Origin of the sequence: Sphingopyxis macrogoltabida, assembly GCF_001314325.1 — a bacterium.
GTDB classification, from domain to species: domain Bacteria; phylum Pseudomonadota; class Alphaproteobacteria; order Sphingomonadales; family Sphingomonadaceae; genus Sphingopyxis; species Sphingopyxis macrogoltabida.
On the sequence record NZ_CP009429.1, the window covers coordinates 3,433,965 to 3,456,717 of the forward strand.

A 22,753-nucleotide genomic window follows, 5' to 3' on the forward strand; every position below is an offset into this window, starting at 1 on the left:
ACCCCCGAAGCAGACGGGGGGCGGAGCGGCCGAAAGGCCCCGCCCCCCGGAAGCTCTTTCAGCAGCCCGAGTTCTATCCGTCGCGGCCGTAGACGTCGTTGCGGAAGGCGACACCGCGTTCGGTAGCAACGGCGGTTATATAGGTGAGGTAGACCGGCACCTGCACCGGCAACGCCACGGCCTGTTCGGGCGCCTTCGACTTCGTGCGGATCGACCGCTGCATCAGCCACTGGCCAAGCTCGGCGGCATTTTCCAGCCGGATGCAGCCGTTGCTGAAATGGCGGTCGGGTTTCGCGAGCAGGTCGCGCGCCGGCGTGTCGTGCAGGTAAATGCCTTCCTTGTTCGGGAAGAGGAATTTCACCTTGCCCATCGAATTGGCCCCGCCCGGCAATTCGCGCAGCCGCAGCACCTGCGACCCCGATGCCACCGCGTGCCAGTCGATTTCGGATTGGGACAGCTTGCGCGGATTGGGGCCCCAATCCGACAGCGCCTCCATCCGCAGCGAAGCGAGGCTGCGCCCCGCAAGGACCTTGGGCGCAATGCTTTTTTCGGCGAGATAGTCGGGGACGTTCCAATAGGGATTGAGGATCGCCCATTGCAGCTTGCCGGCGAGCATCGGCGTCTGCGTCTCGGGCGCGCCGACGACCACCTTCATCGTCCCCGCGCGCTTGCCGTCGCCATAATACCAGAGCTGCCCCGAAGAGGCATCGACGACGACATGGTGAACCCACGGCCCCGGCAGGACGCGCGCGCGGTCGAGGTTCAGGCGCAGGCGCGCCATCTCGGCCTTCGACGCCCCCTGTTTCTGCGCATGGCCGACGAGGCGGCGGAGGCGGACATAATGTTCGCTCATCCAGCCCATATCGCCGACATAGGCGGTGAAGGACTTGGGAAAGGCGGCGGCGCGCAGCACCGTCAGCGTGTCGGGGCGCTTCGGTTTCAGCGCCTTGTCGGCATAGGTCATCTTCGCCTTGCCGGCGCCGCGCTGGTCGCGGACATAACGCGCGAAGGCATCGGACAGCGCGAGTTCGGCATCGGCCAGCGCCTGCGGATTGCCGGTTCTGGCCCGCGCGACCAAAGTGCGCAGTTCATCGACGTCGTAGGAAGAGGCTTTGAGGCCGTCGAGGCCGGCCGAGTCGAGATAAGCGACCAGCGTCGCCGCCTGCGGTCCCACGCCGCCCGGCCCGACCCACAGCGGCTTGAAGCCACGTTCGGCATAAAAGCGCCGGAGATCGCCGCCGGCTTCCGCGCGCATCGCATCGAGGACGGCGGCCGGAACCGGCGCCGCGCGCGCGGCCTTCGGCGCGGCGATCGCAGGCGGTTGGAATCCGACACCGAGCGCCAGCGCGATGAGGAACAGGGGAACGCGGCAGCGCCGCGTTCCCCGGCCATGCGGCATCAGCCGCGTTCTCCGAGACGGGTCGGGGCGGGCGGCGGCGGGGGCGGCATCATCGGCGCGTTCGGATGATAGATGCCGTCGGCAGTGTAATAACCGTCGATAATCCCATCGCCGTCGCGATCGGCGGCGACGCTGCCGGGGACGGCGCCGGGCGGCGGAGGCGGCGCGGCAGCGACCTCCTCCTTCTGCGAGCAGGCCCCGAGCGCCATCGCTGCGGCGGCGGTCACGGTAAGGACAAGAGGTTTGAAACGCATAGAGACCACTCCTTTTTTGGGCGCACAGAACTGCGGTCGCGCGCGAGAGTTCAACCCGGAGAAAGGTGCCTATGTTGCGGCGAGGCGTTGTCGGGCGCGGCCAAAGGTGCTTTTTGGACGATAGTTCGTGCAACCTTGCCGCTTATGCCGGCGCACTTCAATCGGCGGGAGCGCTGTCTTCGATGCCGAACAGCGCCGCAAATGCCTGTCGCTTTCGCAGCAGGTCGGCGAGACTATAGCCGTCGAGCACCCGCATGAAGGCCGCGAGCGCTTCGGCGAGCGCGCCCGTCAGGCCGCAGGCGGGCGCGATGATGCAGCTTCCGCAATCGACGAGATCGAAGCCTTCCTCGGTATGGCGAACGACCGCCCCGACATTGATCTCCGCTGCCGGCCGGGCAAGGCGAACGCCGCCGAACCGGCCGCGCACGCTTTCCAGATAGCCGGCGTTCACCAGGTCGTTGACGACCTTCATCAAATGGTTCTGCGAAATGCCGTAGGCGCGCGAAATCTCCGAGATCGGGCTTAGCCGCTCACTGTCCTGCGCGCCCACATAGAGGAGCACGCGCATCGCATAGTCGGTGTAGCGCGTCAGGCGCATCGCAATCCTCGAAAGCCGCTTCAATCAGATAATATGCATTTTTGTTGCATGTTTCAAATCGCACGAATACATGCGCATTAAATACATGATTGGAGCGAGTCGTGGACCGGGACAGCCAGATCGATGAAGCGATGCTCGAGCGCCTGATTCCGCGCTTTTACGAGCGCGTGCGGGCCGATGCCGAAATCGGCCCGTTGTTCGACGCGGCGGTGCACGACTGGCCCGGCCATCTCGACAAGCTCGTCGCCTTCTGGTCGTCGGTGATGCTGACCAGCGGGCGCTACAAGGGCAACCCCGTCGCCGAGCACCTCAAACACAAGGCGCAGATCACCCCTGCGATGTTCGACCGCTGGCTCGCGATCTGGGCCGCGACGACCGACGAACTGACCCCACCTGCCATCGCAACGGCGCTGCAGGCAAAGGCGGGGCGCATCGCCGAAAGCCTGCAACTCGCCCTCTTCTTCCGCCTCGACGACCCGTCGGGCGGCAAGGCGGGCTGACCGCCCGCAATCCGTCTCCCCTCCCTGAAACAGAAGGATAATGTCATGCGTACCGCTTCCGCCCATGCCATGGAAATCGTCAAGGCCACCGCACCGGCGCTCGAAAAGCACGGCCTTGCGATCACCACCGCCATGTATGCGCGCTTGTTCCGGAATGCCGAGATCGAGGCGATGTTCGACCGCGCCGCGCAAGCGAACGGCGAGCAGCCGAAACGGCTCGCGGCGGCGATTCTTGCCTATGCGAAGAATATCGACAAGCTGCAGAACCTCGGCCCCGCGGTATCGCGCATGGTCGCGCGCCATGTCGAAACGGGGGTGAAGCCCGAACATTATCCCCATGTCGCCAACGCGCTGTTGCCCGCGATCCGCGACGTGCTGGGCGAAGCGGTCGCGACCGACGAGGTGCTCGCGGCGTGGGGCGAAGCCTATTGGATGCTCGCCGACATCCTGATCGCCGCCGAGGCACAGGCCTATGAGGATGCCGAAGCGGCGTGATGGTTTTCGACCGGTTGCGGTCGTTTCCACCATCGTCATCCCGGACTTGATCCGGGGTCCATGACGTCGGCGCTGCAGTGGATCCCGGATCAAGTCCGGGATGACGAATACGGGTGGAGCAACGTCCCTCCCCACCCCGACGCCGCCATACAAAAGGCCCGCCGGCGCGTGCGCCAGCGGGCCTCGATGTCCGCCGGTCGGCCGCTTATTCGGCGCGCGCCGGGATATCCTGGACCAGCGTGTGGAGTTCGCCGGCTTCCCACATTTCCATCATGATGTCGGAGCCGCCAACGAATTCGCCCTTTACATAAAGCTGCGGGATCGTCGGCCAGTCGGAAAATTCCTTGATCCCCTGCCGGATTTCCATGTCCTGCAGCACGTCGACGCTGTCATATTCGACGCCAAGCCGGTCGAGCATCGCGATCGCGCGCGAGGAAAAACCGCATTGCGGGAACAGCGGCGTGCCCTTCATGAACAGCAGGACGGGATGATCGGCGACCAGCTTGGCGATGCGGTCGTGGGTCGTGGGGTCGGTCATGTCGTGTCTCCGGTCCGGCGCGTAAAACTGCGCCGCAAAAATCCATGCCCCCTATGAAGGAACGGCGGTCGTCAATTGCAAGGCATGAAGTTCGCCGCCCATCCGCCCGCCGAGCGCGGCATAGACCGCCTTGTGCTGGGCGACGCGGGACATGCCGCGAAACGATTCGCTGACGACATGCGCGGCATAATGGTCGTTGTCGCCCGCGAGATCGCGAATCGTCACCTCGGCATCGGGGAACGCCGCCGCGATCATCGCCCGCAGATCATCTTCGCGCATGCCCATGATATCAGCCCTGGCTGTCCATGAACTGGCGCCGTGCCTCTGCAGTCTTGTCGTTGAGAACGCTGCGAATCTCGGCATCGCTGATCTCGACACTCGCCGCGGTCAGGTCGCCCGCCAGCTTGCGGATGACGTCCTCGTCGCCCGCTTCCTCGAAATCGGCCTGGACCACCGCCTTGGCATAGGCGTCGGTTTCCTCGGGGGTCAGCCCCATCCGCTCGGCCGCCCATTCGCCGACGAGCCGGTTGCGACGCGCGGTAATGCGGAACTGCACTTCCTGGTCGCGGGCGAATTTCGTTTCGAAAGCCCGTTCACGATCGTCGAATGCGCTCATCTTGTCCTCTTTGCAAAAATCTGCCGGTCCGTTGCAGATAGGTTGCGCGCCCCGGCGAAGCAAGCCGCCTGTGCCGCAGATCACTTCCCTTTTTGATGCGAAGGGGTTAGGGTCCGCCGCACACGGGAATGGGTCGCACCGCAGCGTTGAAAGACTGCGCCTTGCCGTAATCGTCGGCGGGCGCCCAGGCTTGTGTTTGGGGGATTGCGTAATGACGGCTCGACGCCCGGCTCTTCGGCCGTATTTTCTGGCGGCGCTGGCGATGCTGGCGAGCACCTCGACCGGTGCCGCACAGGCACAGGGCGGCGATCCCACGCTTCGCGACAGTTTTTCGATCGGCGATCAGGGCGGCTCGCTGTGCGAAGTGCAGTCGACGGTGCGCGACAGCGTGATCAAGGGCATGTTCGACCGCGCTTGGATGATCGTCTGCCGCGATGCGAGCCAGCCGGTCGGCTATGTCCGCACGCTGCGTTCGACCCCCGGCGAGGCGCTGGCACGGATCGAGGCGGGCCGCGCGGGAACCATCGTCTGCGCCGCCGGCGGCGCCTGCACGGTCAAGGACAGCGACGTCGCATGGGCGACGCGTATCGAAGCCGACGGTAACACCAGCTACAGCGTCGAGGGCTTCGCCGCCTATGGCGATGCGCTGAACCTTGCGCTCCAGTCGGTGCGCGAACGCCGGGTCGTGCCGGGTGTAATCAAGGTGGCGACGACCTCGGTCGGCGGCAACGACGGCTTCGCGCGCACGCTCGCCGGCACAATCGACGTCGACCGGGCGCTGGCCGAAGGCTATCGCCGCAACCACAGCGGCGACTATGCCGAGGCGGCCGAATTTTTCGAGGCGCTGTCGCGCCGCGCGATCGAGGAACAGGCGGCCGCCGACCTCGACCCCACCGAATTCACGCTCAACCGCGCGCTCCAGAAATCGAATCTCGGCGAATTTGCCGAGGCCGAACGCCTGTTCGGCGAGGTCGAGGCGATCCCGACCAGCGACGCCGTGCAGCTTCGCCTGCGCCGCAATTTCCGCGCGATCCACGCGCTGAACCAGCGCGATTACGATGGCGCCGCGGCGCTGCTGCAGGCGCCGATCCCGCCGCTCGCCAATGCGGTGAGCGTCAACGGCGATGCGGTCACGCTGACGCCCGAAATCGTTGCCGGGGTCAACAGCGGCGCGAACGCCCGCGCGATCCGCCAGACCTCCGACCGCGAACGGCTGACCCCGGCCGAACGCGCTCAGATCATCGACGCACAGGCGGTCCACCTGCTCGGCACCGTCGAACGGCTGCGCGGCAATCCGGCGGCGGCGAAGGCGGCGCAGATCAAGGGGCTCGCCGATGCGATTGCCGTCCGCGAAGGACGCGTCACCTCGATCGTCCGCCTGCGGTCGCAGATGCTCGGCGAACTCGCGCTCGCCGAAGAGGCGGAGGGCGATATCGCCGGCGCCGATGCGCGCTTCCTCGAATCGATCAACGCGCTGGCGGTCGAATATCCCGAAACCAACGCGCTCGCTTCGGCGCGCGCGCGCTACGCCGCCTTCCTGACCCGCCACGGACAGGACGACAAGGCGCTGGGCATCTACCGCGAGGTCGTCGCGGCGCTTGCGGGATCGCAGCGCTCGACCACCGGCATGGCGAACATGATGGCGCCCTATTACCGGCTGCTCGCGGCGCGCAGCGCCTCCGACCCGGCGGCGATCGGCGATTTCTTCGTCGCCAGCCAGTTGCAGGTGCGCCCGGGCGTTGCCGACACGCAAGCGGTGCTAGCCCGCGAACTGTCGGCGGGTAGCAGCGAGGGGTCGCGGCTATTCCGCCAGGCGACGACATTGAACCGCGACATCGAACGCGCCCGGATCGAGGATGCGCGGCTGGCGCAGATGCCGGTCACCCCGGAAATCAACGCGCTGCGCGCCGACCTCAAGACCCAGCTCGACAATCTCGGCTTCCAGCAGGCTGAGACGGTCGTCGCCCTCTCCGCCTTCCCGCAATATCGCGTCGTTGCGCCGGGCAAGCTCGACCTTCCCGAACTGCAGCAGGTGCTGCGCCCCGACGAAGCCTATCTCAAGATGCTCGTCGTCGGCGACGCGGTCTATGCGATGCTGATCGAACAGGGCGGCGCGCAGCTCTGGCGATCGGACATCGGCGCGGGCGACCTGGAGACCGCTGTCGACACGATCCGCGCGTCGATTTCGGTGGTCGAGAACGGCCGCCGCGTCACCTATCCGTTCGACGCCGCCGCGGCACGCAAGCTCTATACCGGGTTATTCAGCCCCGCCGCGGAGCGCCTGCCGGCCATCGCCCACCTGATCTTCGAACCCGACGGCGCAATGCTGCGCCTGCCGATCAACCTGCTGGTCACCGCCGACACCGGGCTGGCCGATTACGAACGGCGGCTTGCCGATCCCGAGGCCGATGCCTTCGACATGCGCCAGATCGCGTGGCTCGGCCGCTCGACGCGCCCGAGCACCGCCGTCTCGGCGCTCGCCTTTCGCAACGCGCGCCAGTCGGCGCCATCGGCGGCGGCGAACCAATATTTCGGGCTCGGCCAGAATCTGCCGGTCGCCGGCACGCTGCCTTCGCTCGGCTCGCGCGGCGCCGCAGGCGGCACCGATGCCGATTGCCAATGGGACATCGCGCAGTGGAGCCGGCCGATCTCGGCCGACGAACTCGTCACGGCGCGCAGCGCGATGGGCCGCGATTCCGCAACGCTGCTGACCGGCGGCGCCTTTACCGATACGGCGGTCAAGGCGCGCGCCGATCTTGCCGACTACCGGATCATCCATTTCGCGACGCACGGCCTCGTGACCGCGCCGCGCGCCGCTTGCCCGGCGCGGCCCGCGCTGGTTACCTCGTTCGGCGACAGCAGTTCGGACGGGCTTTTGACCTTTCAGGAAATCTACGACCTCAAGATCGATGCCGACCTCGTCATCCTGTCGGCCTGCGACACGGCGGGCGCCGCCTCGGTCAGCGCGACGCGCGAGGCGGGCGTCGCGAGCGGCGGCGGCAACGCGCTCGACGGACTGGTGCGCAGCTTCATCGGCGCCGGCGGCCGCTCGGTCATCGCGAGCCACTGGCCCGCGCCCGACGATTTCGACGCGACCAAGCGGCTGATCGGCGGCCTGTTCGGGACCCAGCGCGGGACCAGCGTCGCCGACGCGATGTGGGCGACGCAAGCGCGGCTGATGAACGAGAAGCAGACCTCGCATCCCTATTATTGGGCCGGTTTCGCGATCATCGGCGACGGCGGCCAGCCGCTGCTCCACGATACGGTGAACACGGCACAGAGTGGAGAGGCAGCCGGCCGCGCGGCTCGCTGAGACGATGGCGACGACCGTAACCGCACCCGCGTCCGAAATCGCGGCGCCGGCCGACCGGCCGGCTGCGGTGCCGCTGCGCAAGCGCGTCCGCCAGCTCGTGCGGCAACTCGGCCCGTGGCGGATGGTCGTGCTCGGCCTGTTCCTGCTCGCTGCGGTCCTGATCGCCCGGTCGAGCTGGCAGATGCCGCTGATCAACGCCGCCGAACGCGCGCTTTACGACGCGCGCGCGACCGCGATGGCGCCGCATGTCGGACAGGACAAGCGCATCGTCATGATCACCTATAATGACGAGACTTTGTTCAACACGGGCATCCGTTCGCCGCTCGACCGGACCCTGCTCGCCAACGCGCTCGGCAATCTCGATCAGATGGGCGCAAAGGCGATCGGCATCGATATATTGTTCGATTCGCCGCGCCCCGACGACGACCTGTTGAAAACGCAGCTCCGCGCGATGAAGACGCCGACCTGGCTCGCCTATGTCGAGCAGGAGAGCAACCCCAACACCATCTTCTATGAACAGCAAAAGTTCCTTGAGGCGTGGCATACCGACGTACGGACGGCGAAGACACGGCCGACGAGCGTGTTGTTCCGCACCGACGACGACAGCGTGATCCGAAAGTGGCCCGACCGGCCGAAGAAGCTGCCGCCGCTGATGGCCAACGCGCTCGCCCCGGTCGATGCGGCGCACGCCAATTATCAGGGCAATATCCGCTACCTGCTTCCCGCCCGCGCCGCCGAAGGGCAGGAAGAACCGGTGTTCGCGAACATCCCGATCGACGCCTTTGCGGTGCCGATGGACGCCGAAACGCGCGCCGGCTTCGCCGATCTGGTCAAGGACCGCTATGTCCTGATCGGCGGCGACATCATCGATACCGATCAGTTCAACACCCCGCTCAGCCGCTTCATCAATCCGCTGACCGGCCAACACGAAACGATGATCGGGCTGGAGGTGCACGCGCTGATGCTGGCGCAGCAGCTCGATGGAGCGTGGGCGACGCCGCTGTCGTCGCCGATGCTGTGGGCGCTCGCCATCCTTGTCGTGCTCGCCGGCGGGCTGACCAGCCTGATCGACATGCGGCCGCGCTGGGTCGTCCTCGCCTTCCTCGCGCAGATGGCCTTTTTCATCGTCGCGCCCTTCTGGCTGCAACGGCAAGGGTTCGACACCACCACCCTCCCCGCCTTCGGCTGGGCGCTCGGCTGGCTGTTCGGCTATGCCGCGGTCGGTACGGCGGCGCGCACCGTCGGATCGCGCCAGCGTGCCTTTGCACAGTCGGCGCTCGGCAAATATCTGCCCGCCGACGTCGCGGCGCAGATCATGCGCGACCCCGACCAGCTGTCGCTGCACGGCGAACGGCGCAACATCTTCTGTATCTTCACCGACCTCGAAGGCTTCACCAAATTGAGCCATGCGACGACGCCGGAAACGGTCGCGCGCCTGCTCAACGCCTATCTCGACCGCCTGTCGGACATCGTACTCGACCATGGTGGCACGATCGACAAGTTCGTCGGCGACGCGATCGTCGCCTTTTGGGGCGCGCCGCTCAGCCGTCCCGACGACGGGACACGCGCCGCCGCCGCAGCGCTCGCCATGTATGAAGCAGGCGAGCAGTTCCGTATCGATCTCGCCGAAGGCGTGCCACCGCTGGGAATGACGCGCGTCGGTCTTCACGTCGGCGACGCGATCGTCGGCAATTTCGGTGGCGAGGGACGTATCCAGTACACCGCGCTCGGCGACAGCATGAACACCGCCTCGCGGCTCGAGGCCGCGAACAAGAGCCTGAAGACGGGGGTGCTGATTTCGGCCGAGGCTGCGGCACGGTCGGGCCGCGACGATCTGGTGCCGATGGGGCGCGTCACGCTGCGCGGCCGCGCCCAACCGGTCGACACCTTTACCCCGCGCCCCGATCTGGCACCCGAACGGCGCGCGCGCATCGCCGCGCTTGTTGCCGCGCACGCGGCGGGCGATAAAAGCGCTTATGTGACCTGTGCCACAGCATTGGCGAAAGAAGAGGATCAGGATGCATCCGTCCTGTTCCTGATCGAACGCCTGAACGAGACCGAAAAAGGAGAAAGCTATGTCCTTTCCTGACCTGCCGATGCGCCGCCTGGGGATGGCCGCCGCCGCGATCATGGCGGTCGCGGTTGCCGGCACCGCTGCCGCCCAGTCGATGGTCGTCCGCTCGACCGGTCCGTCGGCCAGCAAATATCCGACCGGGACGAAATTGAAGTCGACCGACAAGGTGACGCTCGTCAACGGCGACAAGGTCGTGCTGATACAAGCGGGCAAGACCCGCACCCTGTCGGGTCCGGGGACCTTCGGCGCGACCGGCACCGTGCAGGTCAGCCAGTCGATGGGAACGACGGTGACGCGGATGATCGCCAAGAGCCCGACGATGCGCTCGCGCGGCGGGGCGACGCGCGGCGACAACATCGTCGCCACCGATACACGCGCGCCCAACCTCTGGTATCTCGACTATCGCGAAGGCGGCACTTTCTGCGTCGCCGATCCCGCGACCCTGCTGCTCTGGCGCCCGACCATGGATACCGAAGAGCTGCTGACGATCGAGCAGGCAGGCAAGATCGAAAAGGTCGCGCTCGTCAACGGCGCCAATTTCCGCAAATGGCCGACCGACGTCATGCCCGTCCAATATGGTGTTGAATATCGCCTGTCGGGTGCGGGGCTGCCGACTCCGGTGCGGGTGCGCTTTGCGCAAGTGGACAGCGTTCCCGACACCGTCGAGGGATCGGTCGATATGCTGGTCGCCAAGGGCTGCTCGCCGCAACTCAACCGGCTGGTCGACGCAATGTCCGAATCGGAGACCGCAGGGGGCTGAGCCATCGTGCCCATTGAACGGACGGAGGGCATCTGATACCAGTCGAACAAGCCGCCGGGTTGAGCGGTAAGTCCTTTCCTTGGGTCGATAAATTCGCGCTGCCGCCTGTGCGGCAGGGCATCTGAATTGGCACGTCGCGAGCGATCGCGCGGGCGTTCGTACACAAGGGGTGGTGATGGGGTATCTGGGGGATCACGCGAAGGCCGACAGCGGGCGATTGAAGGCCGTTCTGTCCGGTTCGGCGGCGCTAGCGGCCTTAGTTGTTCCCGGCGCAGCGCTGGCGCAGGCGACGCCGCAAATCCCGACGCGCGAAGAGATCCAGCAACCGGTGCTGCCCCCCGCGGTTCCGCCGGGCGAACAGATCGTCACCGCCGACGACAGTATCGAACGCGCGCCCTGCCCGCTCGCCAATCCTGAATTTTCGAACGTCCGTATCACGCTCCGCAGCGTGCAATTCCGGGCCGTCGACGGGATCGACCCGGCGATGCTCGACGCAAGCTGGTCCGATCGCGTCGGGCAGGAAGTGCCGGTTTCCGTCGTGTGCGACATTCGCGACCGCGCGGCGACGATGCTGCGCGCACGCGGCTATCTCGCCGCGGTGCGCGTGCCGCCGCAGACGATCGACGACAGCATTGTCCGCCTCGACATTCTCGCCGCCCGCATGACGCGCATCGAGGTCCGCGGCGATGCGGGCGCCAACGAAGGACTGCTCCAGCGTTACCTGTCGCGGCTCGATGATCAGCCGGTGTTCAATATCGTCGACGCCGAACGCTATCTGCTGCTCGCGCGCGACATTCCGGGCATGGACGCGCGGCTCACGCTGCGCCCCGGCGGCGCGCCCGGCGAGGTCGTCGGCGAGGTGACGGTGGCGCGGACGCCGGTGATGTTCGACGCCAATATCCAGAATTTCGGATCGCACGATGTCGGCCGTTGGGGCGGCGTCGCGCGCGTCCGCTTCGCCGGGCTGACCGGCATGGGCGACCTGACCACCGCAAGCTTCTATGCCAGCGGCGACCCCAAGGAACAGAAGGTGCTGCAGCTCGCGCACGAGTTCCGGGTCGGCGGCGACGGGCTGCGCTTCGGCGCCAATTACACTTATGCCTGGACCCGCCCCGACATCGCCGGCTTGCCGATCAAGTCGAACACCCAGATCGTCAGCCTGTTCGCCGCCTATCCGCTCATCCTGACGCAGGCGCGGCGCCTGACCCTCGCCGGCGGGATCGACATTATCGACCAGGACATCGGCCTCGGCCCCGTCCCGCTCAACCGCGACCGGCTGCGCGTCCTCAACCTGCGCGCCGACGCCGGCTGGATCGACGCCGCCTCGATCGCCGGACGCAACGGATACAGCCCCGCCGAACCGCGTTTTTCCTTCGCCACCTCGGTCGAAGCGCGGCAAGGGCTGAACGCGCTCGGCGCGAGCAAGAATTGCGGCCCGACGGGCGCCGCCTGTTTTCTGCCCGGCCGCGTGCCGCTGACCCGTATCGAGGGCAAGCCGGACGCTTTCCTCGTCCGCGCCAATGCGAACGCCGAATGGCGGCCGACGAAATTGTTCACGCTGGCCGCGGCGCCGCGCGCGCAATGGGCGAGCGATCCGCTCCTCTCCTATGAGGAATTTTCGGGCGGCAATTTCACCGTCGGACGCGGCTTCGATCCCGGCACGATCATCGGCGACAGCGGCGTCGGTGTCGCGCTCGAGGCGCGTTACGGTTCGTTCGTCCCCGCCAATACCAAGAGTTTCGCTTTCCAGCCCTTCGTCTTTTTCGACGCCGGCTGGGTATGGAACAAGGATCGCGCCTTCGCAGGCCTCAATCCGCAGAAACTCTATTCGGCCGGCGGCGGTGTGCGGGTCGCCTATGGCGCTCTTGCTCGCGTCGACGTGACCCTCGCGGTGCCGCTCAATCGGGCCGGCTTCCTGACCGAGCGGCCCGACCCGCGCTTGCTGGTTTCGCTGACGACCCAATTCGGCGTGCGGGCGCGCTGACGTGACTTTTGCATCGAGGATGACTGCCATGCGTGCCATCTCCACCCCGTCGCCGGTCCGCCATGGCAAAAGGCACCTGCTCGAAAGCTGCGCCATCGTGGCGGGGATGGCCGCGCTGGCCTACGGCGGCCCCGCGCTGGCGCAGGGTGTAGCTGGAACCGGGCAGGTCGTCGCCGGACCGGGCCTCAGCGGCGCGACCATCTCGCCCCCCGCACCGCTCGGCCCGACCGCACCCCCCAACACGACACAGGTCACCACCACAGGTCCGCAAACGATCATCAACTGGACGCCGACCGATACCAGCACCGACACCGCACTGGGCGCGATCGATTTCCTGCCTGCGGACAACAACCTCGAATTTTACGGCACTGGCCAATATACAGTGCTCAACCGCTTCATCGGCCCCGCATCCGCGGCACGGCAGATCGGAATCAACGGCACGGTCAACGGCTATATCGGGTCACCCTTTGCAAGCGGCGGAAACACCCAGGGCGGCAATATCTGGTTTTACAACGCCGGTGGTATCCTGGTCGGCGGCAGCGCGACCTTTAACGTCGGCAGCCTGCTGCTCACCGCGAACAACATCGACACGGCGGATGGGCTGTTCGGACCGGGCGGTGAAATCCGCTTCCGCGGCGTGGCCGGGACTTCGGAAGTCCAGATCGCACAGGGCGCAACGGTCAATGCCCTGACGGTCGGCAATCCGGGCGGCAGCTATGTCGCGCTGGTCGCGCCGCGCATCGTCCAGCGCGGCCGGGTGCGTACCGACGGATCGACCGCCTATGTCGCGGCCGAACAGGCCGATATCAGCATCAACAACGGCCTGTTCGACATCAATGTCACCGTCGGCGCCGCCGATGGCGATGTCATTACCCACAGCGGCGTGACGACGGGCCCGGCGCACCAGCAGGGCGATACCGACCAGAACCGTATCTATATGGTCGCGATTCCGAAGAACGACGCGGTGACGATGCTGGTGTCGGGCCAGATCGGTTACGAAGACGCGCTCTCGGCGCAGGTCGATCCCGACGGCGCGGTGCGTCTGTCGGCGGGTTATAATATCGTCGACGGCGAATTTGCGGCGGCACCCGTCGCGACCGGCACGGCCAATATCACCGTCAACGATACGCTCTTCCTCAGCGATGTCGTCGCGCATGCCAGCGGCGCCTTTACCGGCCGGCCATTGAGCGAAATTCCGCCGCCGATCTTCGACACACCCGACTTCGCCCATGTCGGCCGCATCTCGGTACAGGGCAACGCGACCTTCATCGGCGACGAGAGCACGACGATCACCGTCGACACGAACCGTTTCGTCGGCGCGACCGGCGACCTGATCATTCAGACCGGAGCGGCCGGCGGCGTGCCCGGAGCGGTGAACGTCAACGTCGACGGCGGCCAGATATCCGCAAGCAATCTGTCGATCCTCGCCGATGGTGCGGTCGATGCGGCAACCGGCGACAGCCGCGGCGGCACCGCCGCGCTGACCGTTTCGAACGGCGGCTCTGCAAGCGCGGTCGGAACCGTCACCGTCTCGGCGAACGGCATTGCCGGACGCGATACGGCCGGTGCCGGCGGCGACGGCACGGGCGGCACCGCCACGATCACCGTGACCGGATCCAATCTGGCGACCGGCGTCGCGAGCCGGGTTGCCGGCAACACCATCGTCGCAGCGGCCAACGGCGTGGGCGGCGGACTCGAGGACGGCGGCTCGGGCATCTTCACCGCCTCCGACCAGGGCGGCAGCGGCACCGGCGGTAACGTGACGATCAGTGTCCAGGACGGCGCCTCGCTCACCGCGACCGACGGCTCGGTGACCGCGAGCGCGAGCGGCTCGGGCCAGATCGGCAATATCCAGTCGGGCAATGGCACGGGCGGCGCGGCACGGATCGAAGTCGCCGGCGCGGACAGCGTCTTCGACACGCCGACGACGACGATCGACGCTTTCGGAGCAGGCGGCGGCAGCATATCCGACATCGTGATCGGGACGATCCCGTCGCAGGGCGGCGGCTCTGGCCGCGGCGGATCGGCGACCCTGAGCATCGCCGGCGATGCAACGACCGCGATCAATCCCGGCGCCACCAGCCTGAACGTCACCGGCAGCGGCGGCGGCGCGGTCGGCGCCGAAAATGTCGCTGGCGGGAACGCGGTCGGCGGCACTGCGACGGTCGAGGCCAGCGGGCTCGTCGCAGTCACCTTTCCCTCGCTCACGGTAACCGCGGACGGATTCAGTGGCGGCGCCTCGTCGCCGAGTTTGCTGACCGGGCAGAGCGGCAACGCCACAGGCGGAACGATCAACGTCACGGCCGACAATGGCGCAACGCTGACCGTCGACGCGAACGTGCAGCTCTTCGCGGCAGGGATCGTCGCGTTCAGCGAAAATCTTGGTAGCGGCCTTGGTGGCAACGTGACTGTTTCCGCCGAGGATGCCGGTACGATCGACGTTGCCGGCGGCATCGGAATCGATGTTTCGGGCGGTGGCTTCGGCACCAGTATTTCCGAAAGCGGCGGCAGTGGCACCGGCGGCAGGGTCAATTTGCTGGCGGCGCGCAGCGGCGTGTTGACGGCGTCGCGATATGACGTGGTGGCGAGCGGGCTGACCGCGAATGTCCGGGGCACGGGTGGCCCGGCACAGGGCGGCTTCGTCAATATCGAGGCGACCGCCGGCGGCAGCATTGCGGCGACCGACGTCAGCCTCGGCACGATCATCGACGCCAGCGCGCTGAGCGGCGTCAGCGCCGACGGATCGGTCGCCGGCGGCGGCACCATCCAGATCACCGCCGGGGGCGGCAGCATCGACTTCAATGCAACGACGACCCTCCAGGCGAGCGGCGTGTCGGGCGGCGCGACGAACGCCGGCAGCAGCACGACCGGCAATGGCGGCTTCATCCAGATCCAGGTCCTCGACGACCCCACGGGCCCCAGTTCGATCGCCTTCGACACCTTGCAGGGTGGCGCCGACGGGCTCACCGCCGTCGATGTCGAATCCGCGCCCGGCTTTGAGCAAAGCGCGGGCGACGGTCAGGGCGGAACAATGGCGATCTCGGTCGCGGGCGGCACCTTTACCGCGAATTCGATCAACGTCACCGCCGACGGCTATGGCGGCGGTGTCGGCACGGCGAGCGGGACCGGGCGAGGCGGCACGGCAAGCTATACCCAGACGGGCGGCACCGTGACCGTCGGCGACATGGCGATCAGCGCCAGTGGCTTCGGCGGCTTCGCACCCGATGTGTCGGGCCAGGGACTTGGCGGCAATGCGACGATCGACCTGCTCGGCGGCACGCTGACCGGCGGCGATATCGTCGCGATGGCTGTCGGCATCGGCGGCGCCGGCGCCATGGGCAATGATTTCGACCCCGCGGGCGCCATCCCCAGCGGCAGCGGCGGCGAAGGGCAAGGCGGCACCGCGACGATCACCGTCGACGGTGCGACGGTCGATGCCAGCACCCTCGCGGCCTATGCCACCGGCAGCGGCGGGACGGGCGGCGTATTCGTGGCGTCGTCGTTCGGCGACCCGCCGGGCAACGGCGGCGACGGCGGCACCGGCCTCGGCGGCACCGCAACGGTCACCGTCGCCACCGGCACGGTCACGGCAGCCGGCATCCTTGCCGATGCCGCCGGGATCGGCGGCGAAGGCGGCACCGTCTTCGCATCGAGCAGTTCGGGCGTCCCGGTCGGCACCGGCGTCGGCGGCAACGGCGGCGAGGGCCGCGGCGGCAACGCAACGATCGATTTCACCGACGCAGCGACAGTGACCGGCGACATCACCAGTTCGGCGGCCGGGATCGGCGGCAGCGGCGGCGGCGGCTTTTCGGGCGGCAACGGCGGCCTTGCCATCGGCGGGCTCGCGCAAGCGATCGTCACCGGTTTCGATGCGGGAACGCTGGCGGTCACCGTCGATGCGAGCGCGGTCGGCGGTAACGGCGCCGACGGCAGCAATGGCACCGGCGGCCGCGGCGGCGACGCCCGCGGCGGGACGGCGCGCATCGAAGCGACGGGGGCCGGCGCCAGCGCGACCGTCGGTCAGGCCAATTTCGTCACCGACGGCGTGGGCGGCAACGGCGGCAATGGGGGAATTCCCTTTGGCGCAACGCCCGATGTCGCGCCGCGCGGCGGCGATGGCGGCACCGGCGAAGGCGGCGCGCTGGAAGTCGTCGCCAGCGGCGGCGCGACCGTCCTACTCGGCCCCGATACCAGCGGCACCGTGGCGCTCGGCAGTCGCGGCACCGGTGGCAACGCCGGCAACGGATCGGCGGCCGCCTTCCTCGACGGATCGCAGGGCGGCGACGGCGGCAATGGCGGCGGCGCGATCGGCGGCACCGTCCACCTGCTCGCGAGCGGCGGCACGATCACCTCGAACGGTGTCCCGGTGGATATCGCCGTCGATGGGACCGCAGGCGTCAGCGGCAGCGGCGGCGCCGGCACTGGCACCGGCGCGGACGGTGCCAGCGGCAGCAGCAACGGCACGACCGGCGGCCGGGTCAGTTTCGAAGCCTTCAGCAATCCGGGCGAAGCCGGCCAGATATCATTGGGTGCCACGACGATCGCCGCGAACGGCGACAGCGCCGGGCGCATCGAGATGCGCGCCGAGGGCACGATCGCGATGACGAGCCTCTCGGCCGAAGCGCTGGGCCTCGCCCCGCCGACCAATCTCGACACCGACACCGCCAGCACCGGCATCTTCATGAGCGTTTACGGCGATACAGGCGCGATCACGACCACCGGCGCAATGTCGCTCAACACCGGCAGCTCGATCGGCGTCTATGCGCAGGCGGCCGGGACGGTTGCGGCGGGCGGCGACCTGACGATGCAGGCGGCCGACGAGATCGATATCCGCCACGATTTCCGCACCGGCACCGCGCCGACCATCGCGGCGGGTGGCGCCATGTCGATCAACGCCGCAGTCAGCATCCGCGCCCAGACCGGCAGCTTGCTGAGCGCCGGGACGTCGCTTCTGCTCAACGCTTTCGCTTCCAACGGCGGGATCAATGTCGACGGAATCGAAGCGGGCACGTCGACGCTCATCCTCTCGCAGAATGTCGCGCGCGTCGGTTCGTCGACCAGCGGCGACGACCTGACCATCAATTCGTTCCTCATCGACGTCGGCAGTGCCAACGCCGGTGACGATATCAGCATCATCGGCAATAATTTGACGCTCGGCACGCTGACCACCGACGGCAGCGGCCTCGACTCCGAAATCGACGGATCGAACATCTTCCTTCAAAGCGCCGCGGCGACGACGGTGACGCATGCCGAAGCCGATAATGATTTCACCGCCGTCGTCGGCAGTTTCCAGACCGGGCTCAACTCGATCATCACCGGCGGCGACATCATCGTCAACTCGCCGGGTGCCGTCGACCTTGGCAATTCGACCGCGGGCGGTTTCGTCTCGGTGAACGGCCAGTCGATCGCCTTCAATGCGATCGACGCCGGATCGACGGTCTTCCTGACGGCAACGGGCACCGTCCCCGGCGCCGCAGGCATCGGCGGCGTCTCGATCGATGCCGGCGACAATATCAGCCTGAATGCGACCGAGATCGGAATCACCGGCACCGTAGCCAGCGGCGGATCGATCGTCGCGAACGGCAGCGCCGGCGCGGTCGCGATCGACACCGCCAATGCCGACGATACCATCTTCATCGAAGCGACCGGCGATATCACCGGCGCCTACAACGGCTTCCGGGGCGTATCGCTGAACGCGGGCGGCGATATCGCCGGTTCGGCCAGCGCAACCGGTTTCGAAAGCTCGAGCAGCGGCACCCCGATCGCGGCCAGCGTGTTCGTCGATGCGGGCGGCGACGTCACCCTGACGTCGGGCAATGCCGCGGGGATGTACGGCGTCAATGCCGGTGGCAGCGCGACGCTCACCGGCGTCAGCGCCGGCGAGGATTTGCTCGTCCGGGCCGGCACCACCGCCAGCCTGACCAACCTGACCGCAGGCGACGACCTGACGGTGCAGGCGCCCGGAACGATCACCGCGGCCGGCCTGCTCACCACCGGCACCGGCCCCGACAACCAGTCGATCGATTACAGCACCGGTTTCGACGTCATCACCTCGTCCCCCGACGGATCGAACATCGTTCTGACCTCGACCGGCGGAAATGTCGCCGCAAACAGCGCGAACGCTTTCGACAATCTGACCGTCACCGCGGCGGGCACCTTGTCCTCGACGGGATTGCTGCAATCGGGGCTGGTGACCAGCCTGACGGGCAACCTCGTCAATCTGACCGCGGTCACCGCGGGCACCGACATCGGCGTCAATTCGGCCAGCGCCGCATCGGCAACCGGCGCGCTCGCCGCCGGGCACGACGTGACGGTCGTTGCCGCGGCCAACGTCAATATCGCCGAACTCGATGCCGGCGACGACGTGAGTGTCAATGCGGGCGGCACCGCCCGGATCGGCGCCGCCTACAGCTATGGCAGCGGTCTCGACAATGAAGGCAATGGCAGCAACATCGGCATCACCGCCGGCGGCGCGCTGATCCTTGCCGGCATCGTCCAGTCGGCAGGCAATGTCACGCTGCAAGGCCCGTCGGTTTCGACCGCGGCGATCGACGCCGCCGGCGACGTCGCCGTCACGGCCACGGCGGGCAGCATCGTCGCAAACGGCGACATCAGCGGCTTCCGCATCACCCTCGATGCCGCCGGAAACATCAGCCACGCGGCGAACAGCCGGATCGACGCCGACTTCACGCTGCGGCTCGACGCCGACGGAAACATCAGGGTCGGCACGGCGTCGTCGGGCGACGACATGTTCCTGACGGCGGGCGGGACGATCACCGGCGGGGCACTCACGTCGGACCGGAACATCCTCCTTTTCGCCGACCAGGCGGTCAACCTGACGGGCGACGCCAGCGCCGGGCTTGCGCTGCGCATCGAAGGCAGCGCGGTCGACCTTGGCGACATCGCGGTCGATGCCGCCGAGCTCGGGATCACCGCGACGAGTGGGGGCGTCCAGTCCACCGGAGCCATCAACGCCAACGGCCCGGTCACGGTGGTCGGCGCGGGCGCGGTTTCCATGACCGGCGACATGATCACGCGCAGCGTGATCAACATCAGCGGGGCATCGGTCACGGTCGGGAATGTGACCGGCAGCGATTCGATTAGTCTCATCGCCAGCGACGGCGCGGTCAACTCGACGGGGACGCTCGACGCCGGGCGCAACATTTTCATCTCGACCACCGACGGCGGCAGCTTCAACCGCATGGTCGCGGGCGACGACATCGCCATCAATGGCAGCGGCGACATCGATATCGCCTTCATGAATGCGACCGGCGACAATCCGGACGGCGAAGAGATCGGCAGCAATGTCGGCATCAACCTGACCGCGGGCAACGTCTTCGTCGCGCATGGCGAGGCGGCGGACGATTATGTCGTCAACGCGACCAGCTTCCGCACCGGGCTCAACTCGATCATCGCCGGCGGCAATATCGACATCACGACCGTGGGTGCGTCCGATCTGGGCAATTCGACCGCGGGCGGATCAATCACGGTCGCTGCGCAATCAATCGCGTTCAACACGCTCGATGCCGGGGCGACGATCAACCTCACCGCGAACGGCACCGCGGCGGGTGCCGAAGGGATCGACGGGGCGACGGTGATCGCGGGCAGCGACATCAACATGAACGGCAACAGCATCGCGATCACCGATTCGGTGACCGGCGCCGCCAATTTCTTCGCGATTGGCAGCGGCGGGGCGGTTGCGGTCGCCCGCGCCGATGTTACCGGCACCATCTCGATCTTTGCCAACGGCAATCTGACCGGGACCTATGTCGCGGGGAACAATATCTTCCTCGATTCGGCCGCCAATATCACCGCATCGGCGAATGCGAACGGCGGCAACCTGTTCGTCGACGCCGCGGGCAATGCGACGCTGACCGACAGCGGCGCGGCGAGCATGTTCGGGGTCAATGCCGGACAGGCGGCATCGATTACCGGAGGCACGGCGGGCGAAGACCTGCTGGTCATTGCGGGGACGACGGCGAACCTGTCGAACGTAACCGTGGGCGACGACGTCACCGTCCGCGCCAACGGCGCGATCACGGCGCAGGGTGTCCGCACCACGGGCGCCGGCACCGATAACCGCGCACTGAGCTTTTCCCCCGCCAGCGGCTTCACCATCAGCTCGGGCGAAGGCACCTCAGCCACCGACGGCGCCGATATCGTCATGGCGTCGGCCAGCGGCGCGATCAACGCTGGCGGGCTGTCGGCGGGCGACGATATCCTGCTAACGGCCGCGACTGCGCTGACCCTAAATGGCGCCACGACGCTCGGCCTCGGCATCACCGGTGGCGACAGCAGCATCCGCACCCAGAGCGCCAGCGCGGTGCTCGGCGGCCTTGCGGCGGCTAGCGACGTGGTGGTCGATGCCAGCGGCGCGATCGCGGTCAACAGCCCGTCGACCGCCGGCCGCGACGTGATCATCAACGCCGCCTCGGCCAATATCGCGATCTTGACGAATCCGGCGGGCGATCCGGTCGATACGCTTGCCGCCGGACGCGACCTTTCGATCCAGACGGCGGGAGCCATCGCCGGCGGCAGCGTGAGCGCCGGGCGCGACCTGACGCTGTCGGCGGGGTCGACGATCGACATCGCGCGCGCCTCGACCGCAGCAGGCGGATCGCTGACACTCGACGCGGCCGCCGGCATCACCGCCGCCTCGCTGGGCGGCGGCGGCGCGACCAGTCTGACGAGCGCCGACGGAGCCATTGTGGTCGGCAACCTTGCTTCGGCGGGACCGGTCAGCGCCATCGGCGACAGCGTCGCGATCGACGGAGCGGGCAATCTGATCTTCAGCCAGCTTCAGGCGGCGGGCGGCAACGCCCGGGTTACCACCGGCGGCAATCTTGCCATCACCGCCGGAACGGTCTCCGGCGAAGCGCGGCTGTCCGCCGGCGGCAACCTTGCCGTGACCCGCCTCGATGCCGGCGATGCGATCCTCGCATCGAACGGCACGATGACGCTCGGCAATGTGACCGCCGACGAAACCCTCGCGGCAACCGCACAGTCGCTGCTGACGGTGAACGGCGCCGTCACGGGGCGGACGATGTCGCTCGCATCGGCCGATATCGCGATCGCCAGTGCCGGCCGCGTCGGCACTGGCACGACCGAAAGCCTCGAACTCCGCAATATCGATAACCGGGTGCAGACCTTCATCGGCGGCACCGGGACGCAGAACGGCTATCATATCGACAGCGACGAGCTGACGCGCGTCTATGGCACCGATATCCGCATCTTCGCGCCCGCGGTCGACCGGTCGGGCGGGCGCTTCATCGGCACCCTGCCGCCCGATGTGGTGATCGACGATTTCACGATGACCGCAGGATCGTCGACCTCGAACCTCGGCACGAACGGATCGCTGACGATCGCCACCCCGGGGACGGCGCGCGTCGTCGGCGATGTCGCGTTGACCGGTATGGGCGACAACAACGCCCTCAACATCTTCGCCGACCAGTCGCTCGAAATCATTCTGGGCGAGGCGTCGATCCGCCTTTCGGGGAGCAGCAGCAGCGCGCCCGCCGGGCGGTTGAACCTCGCCTCCGAAGACGTGATCGTCGCGACGCTCGCGGCGATCGACGATGTCGCGGCGGCCGGCAGCACCGACGCGATCGAGGACCGGCTGGCGCAGAACGATGGCATTACCAGCGACGAGGGCGCGCTCTTCGCGGGCGGCATCAATGTGGGGGTCAGCGGCGGCTTCTATGTCCAGAACAGCGGCGGCAGCGACTTCGGCGAACGTCGCGGCCTGACCTTCGGCGCACTCGGCCTCAACGTCGATACCGCGGGTACGGACACGCGGATCGTGATCAACGGCGTCCATCTCGGCCCGTCGGGACAGGTCACCGGGCTCGACACGATCCCCCTGCTGACGATCAACGGCATCGCGAGCGGCCAGGCCCCCACCGACGCCTTTGACCAGCGTTCGCGCTTCAACGGCTGCCTGATCGCCAACACCGGCGCCTGCCTCACCATACCCGAGCCCGAATATCACAACAGCTTCCCGGTGCAGGATGTCATCGAGGAAGAGGTCGACGACGACGGCGACGACGGTATCACGCTGCCGCAATCGCTGATCACGATGCGCGACCTCGACCCGCTGACCGGCGAGCCGCTGCTCGACGATCCGGTGACCGGCGCGGGCAACGACGATCTGTGGACGCCGGCCACCGACACGCAGCAGCCCTGAGCCTTTCGGTTGACGGACCGCCTCGGCGCGAGGCATGGG

At 67.5% G+C, this 22,753-nt stretch carries 13 protein-coding genes; 7 read left to right on the plus strand and 6 right to left on the minus strand.

The window, feature by feature from the left end; genetic code table 11:
* Nucleotides 1–73: 73 nt before the first annotated feature.
* The 3 genes from LH19_RS16855 to LH19_RS16865 form a co-directional block, all read right to left on the minus strand.
* Nucleotides 74–1,399 (minus strand): L,D-transpeptidase scaffold domain-containing protein, encoded by a 1,326-nt coding sequence (locus LH19_RS16855; protein WP_054730520.1) that lies wholly within the window; start codon nt 1,397–1,399, stop codon nt 74–76.
* Nucleotides 1,399–1,653: a hypothetical protein gene (locus tag LH19_RS16860; RefSeq protein WP_054730523.1), complete on the minus strand. Its 255-nt coding sequence runs from the start codon at nt 1,651–1,653 to the stop codon at nt 1,399–1,401. Before LH19_RS16860 ends, LH19_RS16855 begins: the two co-directional genes overlap by 1 nt.
* Before the next feature lie 157 nt (nt 1,654–1,810).
* A complete protein-coding gene (locus tag LH19_RS16865; protein ID WP_054730526.1) occupies nt 1,811–2,251 on the minus strand; it encodes an RrF2 family transcriptional regulator in 441 nt (146 codons plus the stop codon).
* A 131-nt stretch (nt 2,252–2,382) separates the two neighbouring features.
* Between LH19_RS16865 and LH19_RS16870 the strand changes: the two genes are divergently transcribed.
* Nucleotides 2,383–2,751, plus strand: a complete 369-nt coding sequence (locus LH19_RS16870; RefSeq protein WP_082396343.1) for a group III truncated hemoglobin — start codon at nt 2,383–2,385, stop codon at nt 2,749–2,751.
* 45 nt (nt 2,752–2,796) lie between these two features.
* Nucleotides 2,797–3,246 (plus strand): globin domain-containing protein, encoded by a 450-nt coding sequence (locus LH19_RS16875; RefSeq protein ID WP_054730533.1) that lies wholly within the window; start codon nt 2,797–2,799, stop codon nt 3,244–3,246.
* 205 nt (nt 3,247–3,451) lie between these two features.
* Here the strand turns inward: LH19_RS16875 and grxD are convergent, their stop codons facing one another.
* The 3 genes from grxD to LH19_RS16890 are packed head-to-tail and all read right to left on the minus strand — an operon-like array spanning nt 3,452 to nt 4,400.
* Nucleotides 3,452–3,784 (minus strand): Grx4 family monothiol glutaredoxin, encoded by a 333-nt coding sequence (grxD, locus tag LH19_RS16880; protein WP_054586938.1) that lies wholly within the window; start codon nt 3,782–3,784, stop codon nt 3,452–3,454.
* Between the two features lie 51 nt (nt 3,785–3,835).
* The gene (locus LH19_RS16885; RefSeq protein ID WP_054586937.1) at nt 3,836–4,069 is read right to left on the minus strand and encodes a BolA/IbaG family iron-sulfur metabolism protein; all 234 of its coding nucleotides are present in this window, start codon (nt 4,067–4,069) and stop codon (nt 3,836–3,838) included.
* 4 nt (nt 4,070–4,073) lie between these two features.
* Nucleotides 4,074–4,400: a DUF1476 domain-containing protein gene (locus LH19_RS16890; RefSeq protein ID WP_054730536.1), complete on the minus strand. Its 327-nt coding sequence runs from the start codon at nt 4,398–4,400 to the stop codon at nt 4,074–4,076.
* 211 nt (nt 4,401–4,611) lie between these two features.
* On the opposite strand from LH19_RS16890, the gene LH19_RS16895 reads away from it, so the two are divergent.
* The 5 genes from LH19_RS16895 to LH19_RS16915 all read left to right on the plus strand — a co-directional run bounded on the left by LH19_RS16895 (nt 4,612) and on the right by LH19_RS16915 (nt 22,714).
* Nucleotides 4,612–7,713 carry a CHAT domain-containing protein gene (locus tag LH19_RS16895; protein ID WP_082395817.1) on the plus strand — a complete coding sequence of 1,034 codons (3,102 nt, stop codon included), beginning with the start codon at nt 4,612–4,614 and terminating at the stop codon, nt 7,711–7,713.
* Nucleotides 7,714–7,717: 4 nt separating this feature from the next.
* Nucleotides 7,718–9,802, plus strand: coding sequence for an adenylate/guanylate cyclase domain-containing protein (locus LH19_RS16900; protein WP_054733724.1), 2,085 nt, complete (start codon nt 7,718–7,720; stop codon nt 9,800–9,802).
* Nucleotides 9,789–10,547 (plus strand): hypothetical protein, encoded by a 759-nt coding sequence (locus tag LH19_RS16905; protein ID WP_054730542.1) that lies wholly within the window; start codon nt 9,789–9,791, stop codon nt 10,545–10,547. The genes LH19_RS16900 and LH19_RS16905 overlap by 14 nt, the downstream gene beginning before the upstream one ends.
* 175 nt (nt 10,548–10,722) lie before the next feature.
* Nucleotides 10,723–12,531 carry a ShlB/FhaC/HecB family hemolysin secretion/activation protein gene (locus tag LH19_RS16910; protein WP_054730545.1) on the plus strand — a complete coding sequence of 603 codons (1,809 nt, stop codon included), beginning with the start codon at nt 10,723–10,725 and terminating at the stop codon, nt 12,529–12,531.
* Between the two features lie 28 nt (nt 12,532–12,559).
* On the plus strand, nt 12,560–22,714 hold the full coding sequence (locus LH19_RS16915; protein WP_054730546.1) for a hypothetical protein: 10,155 nt from the start codon (nt 12,560–12,562) through the stop codon (nt 22,712–22,714).
* Nucleotides 22,715–22,753 lie beyond the last annotated feature (39 nt).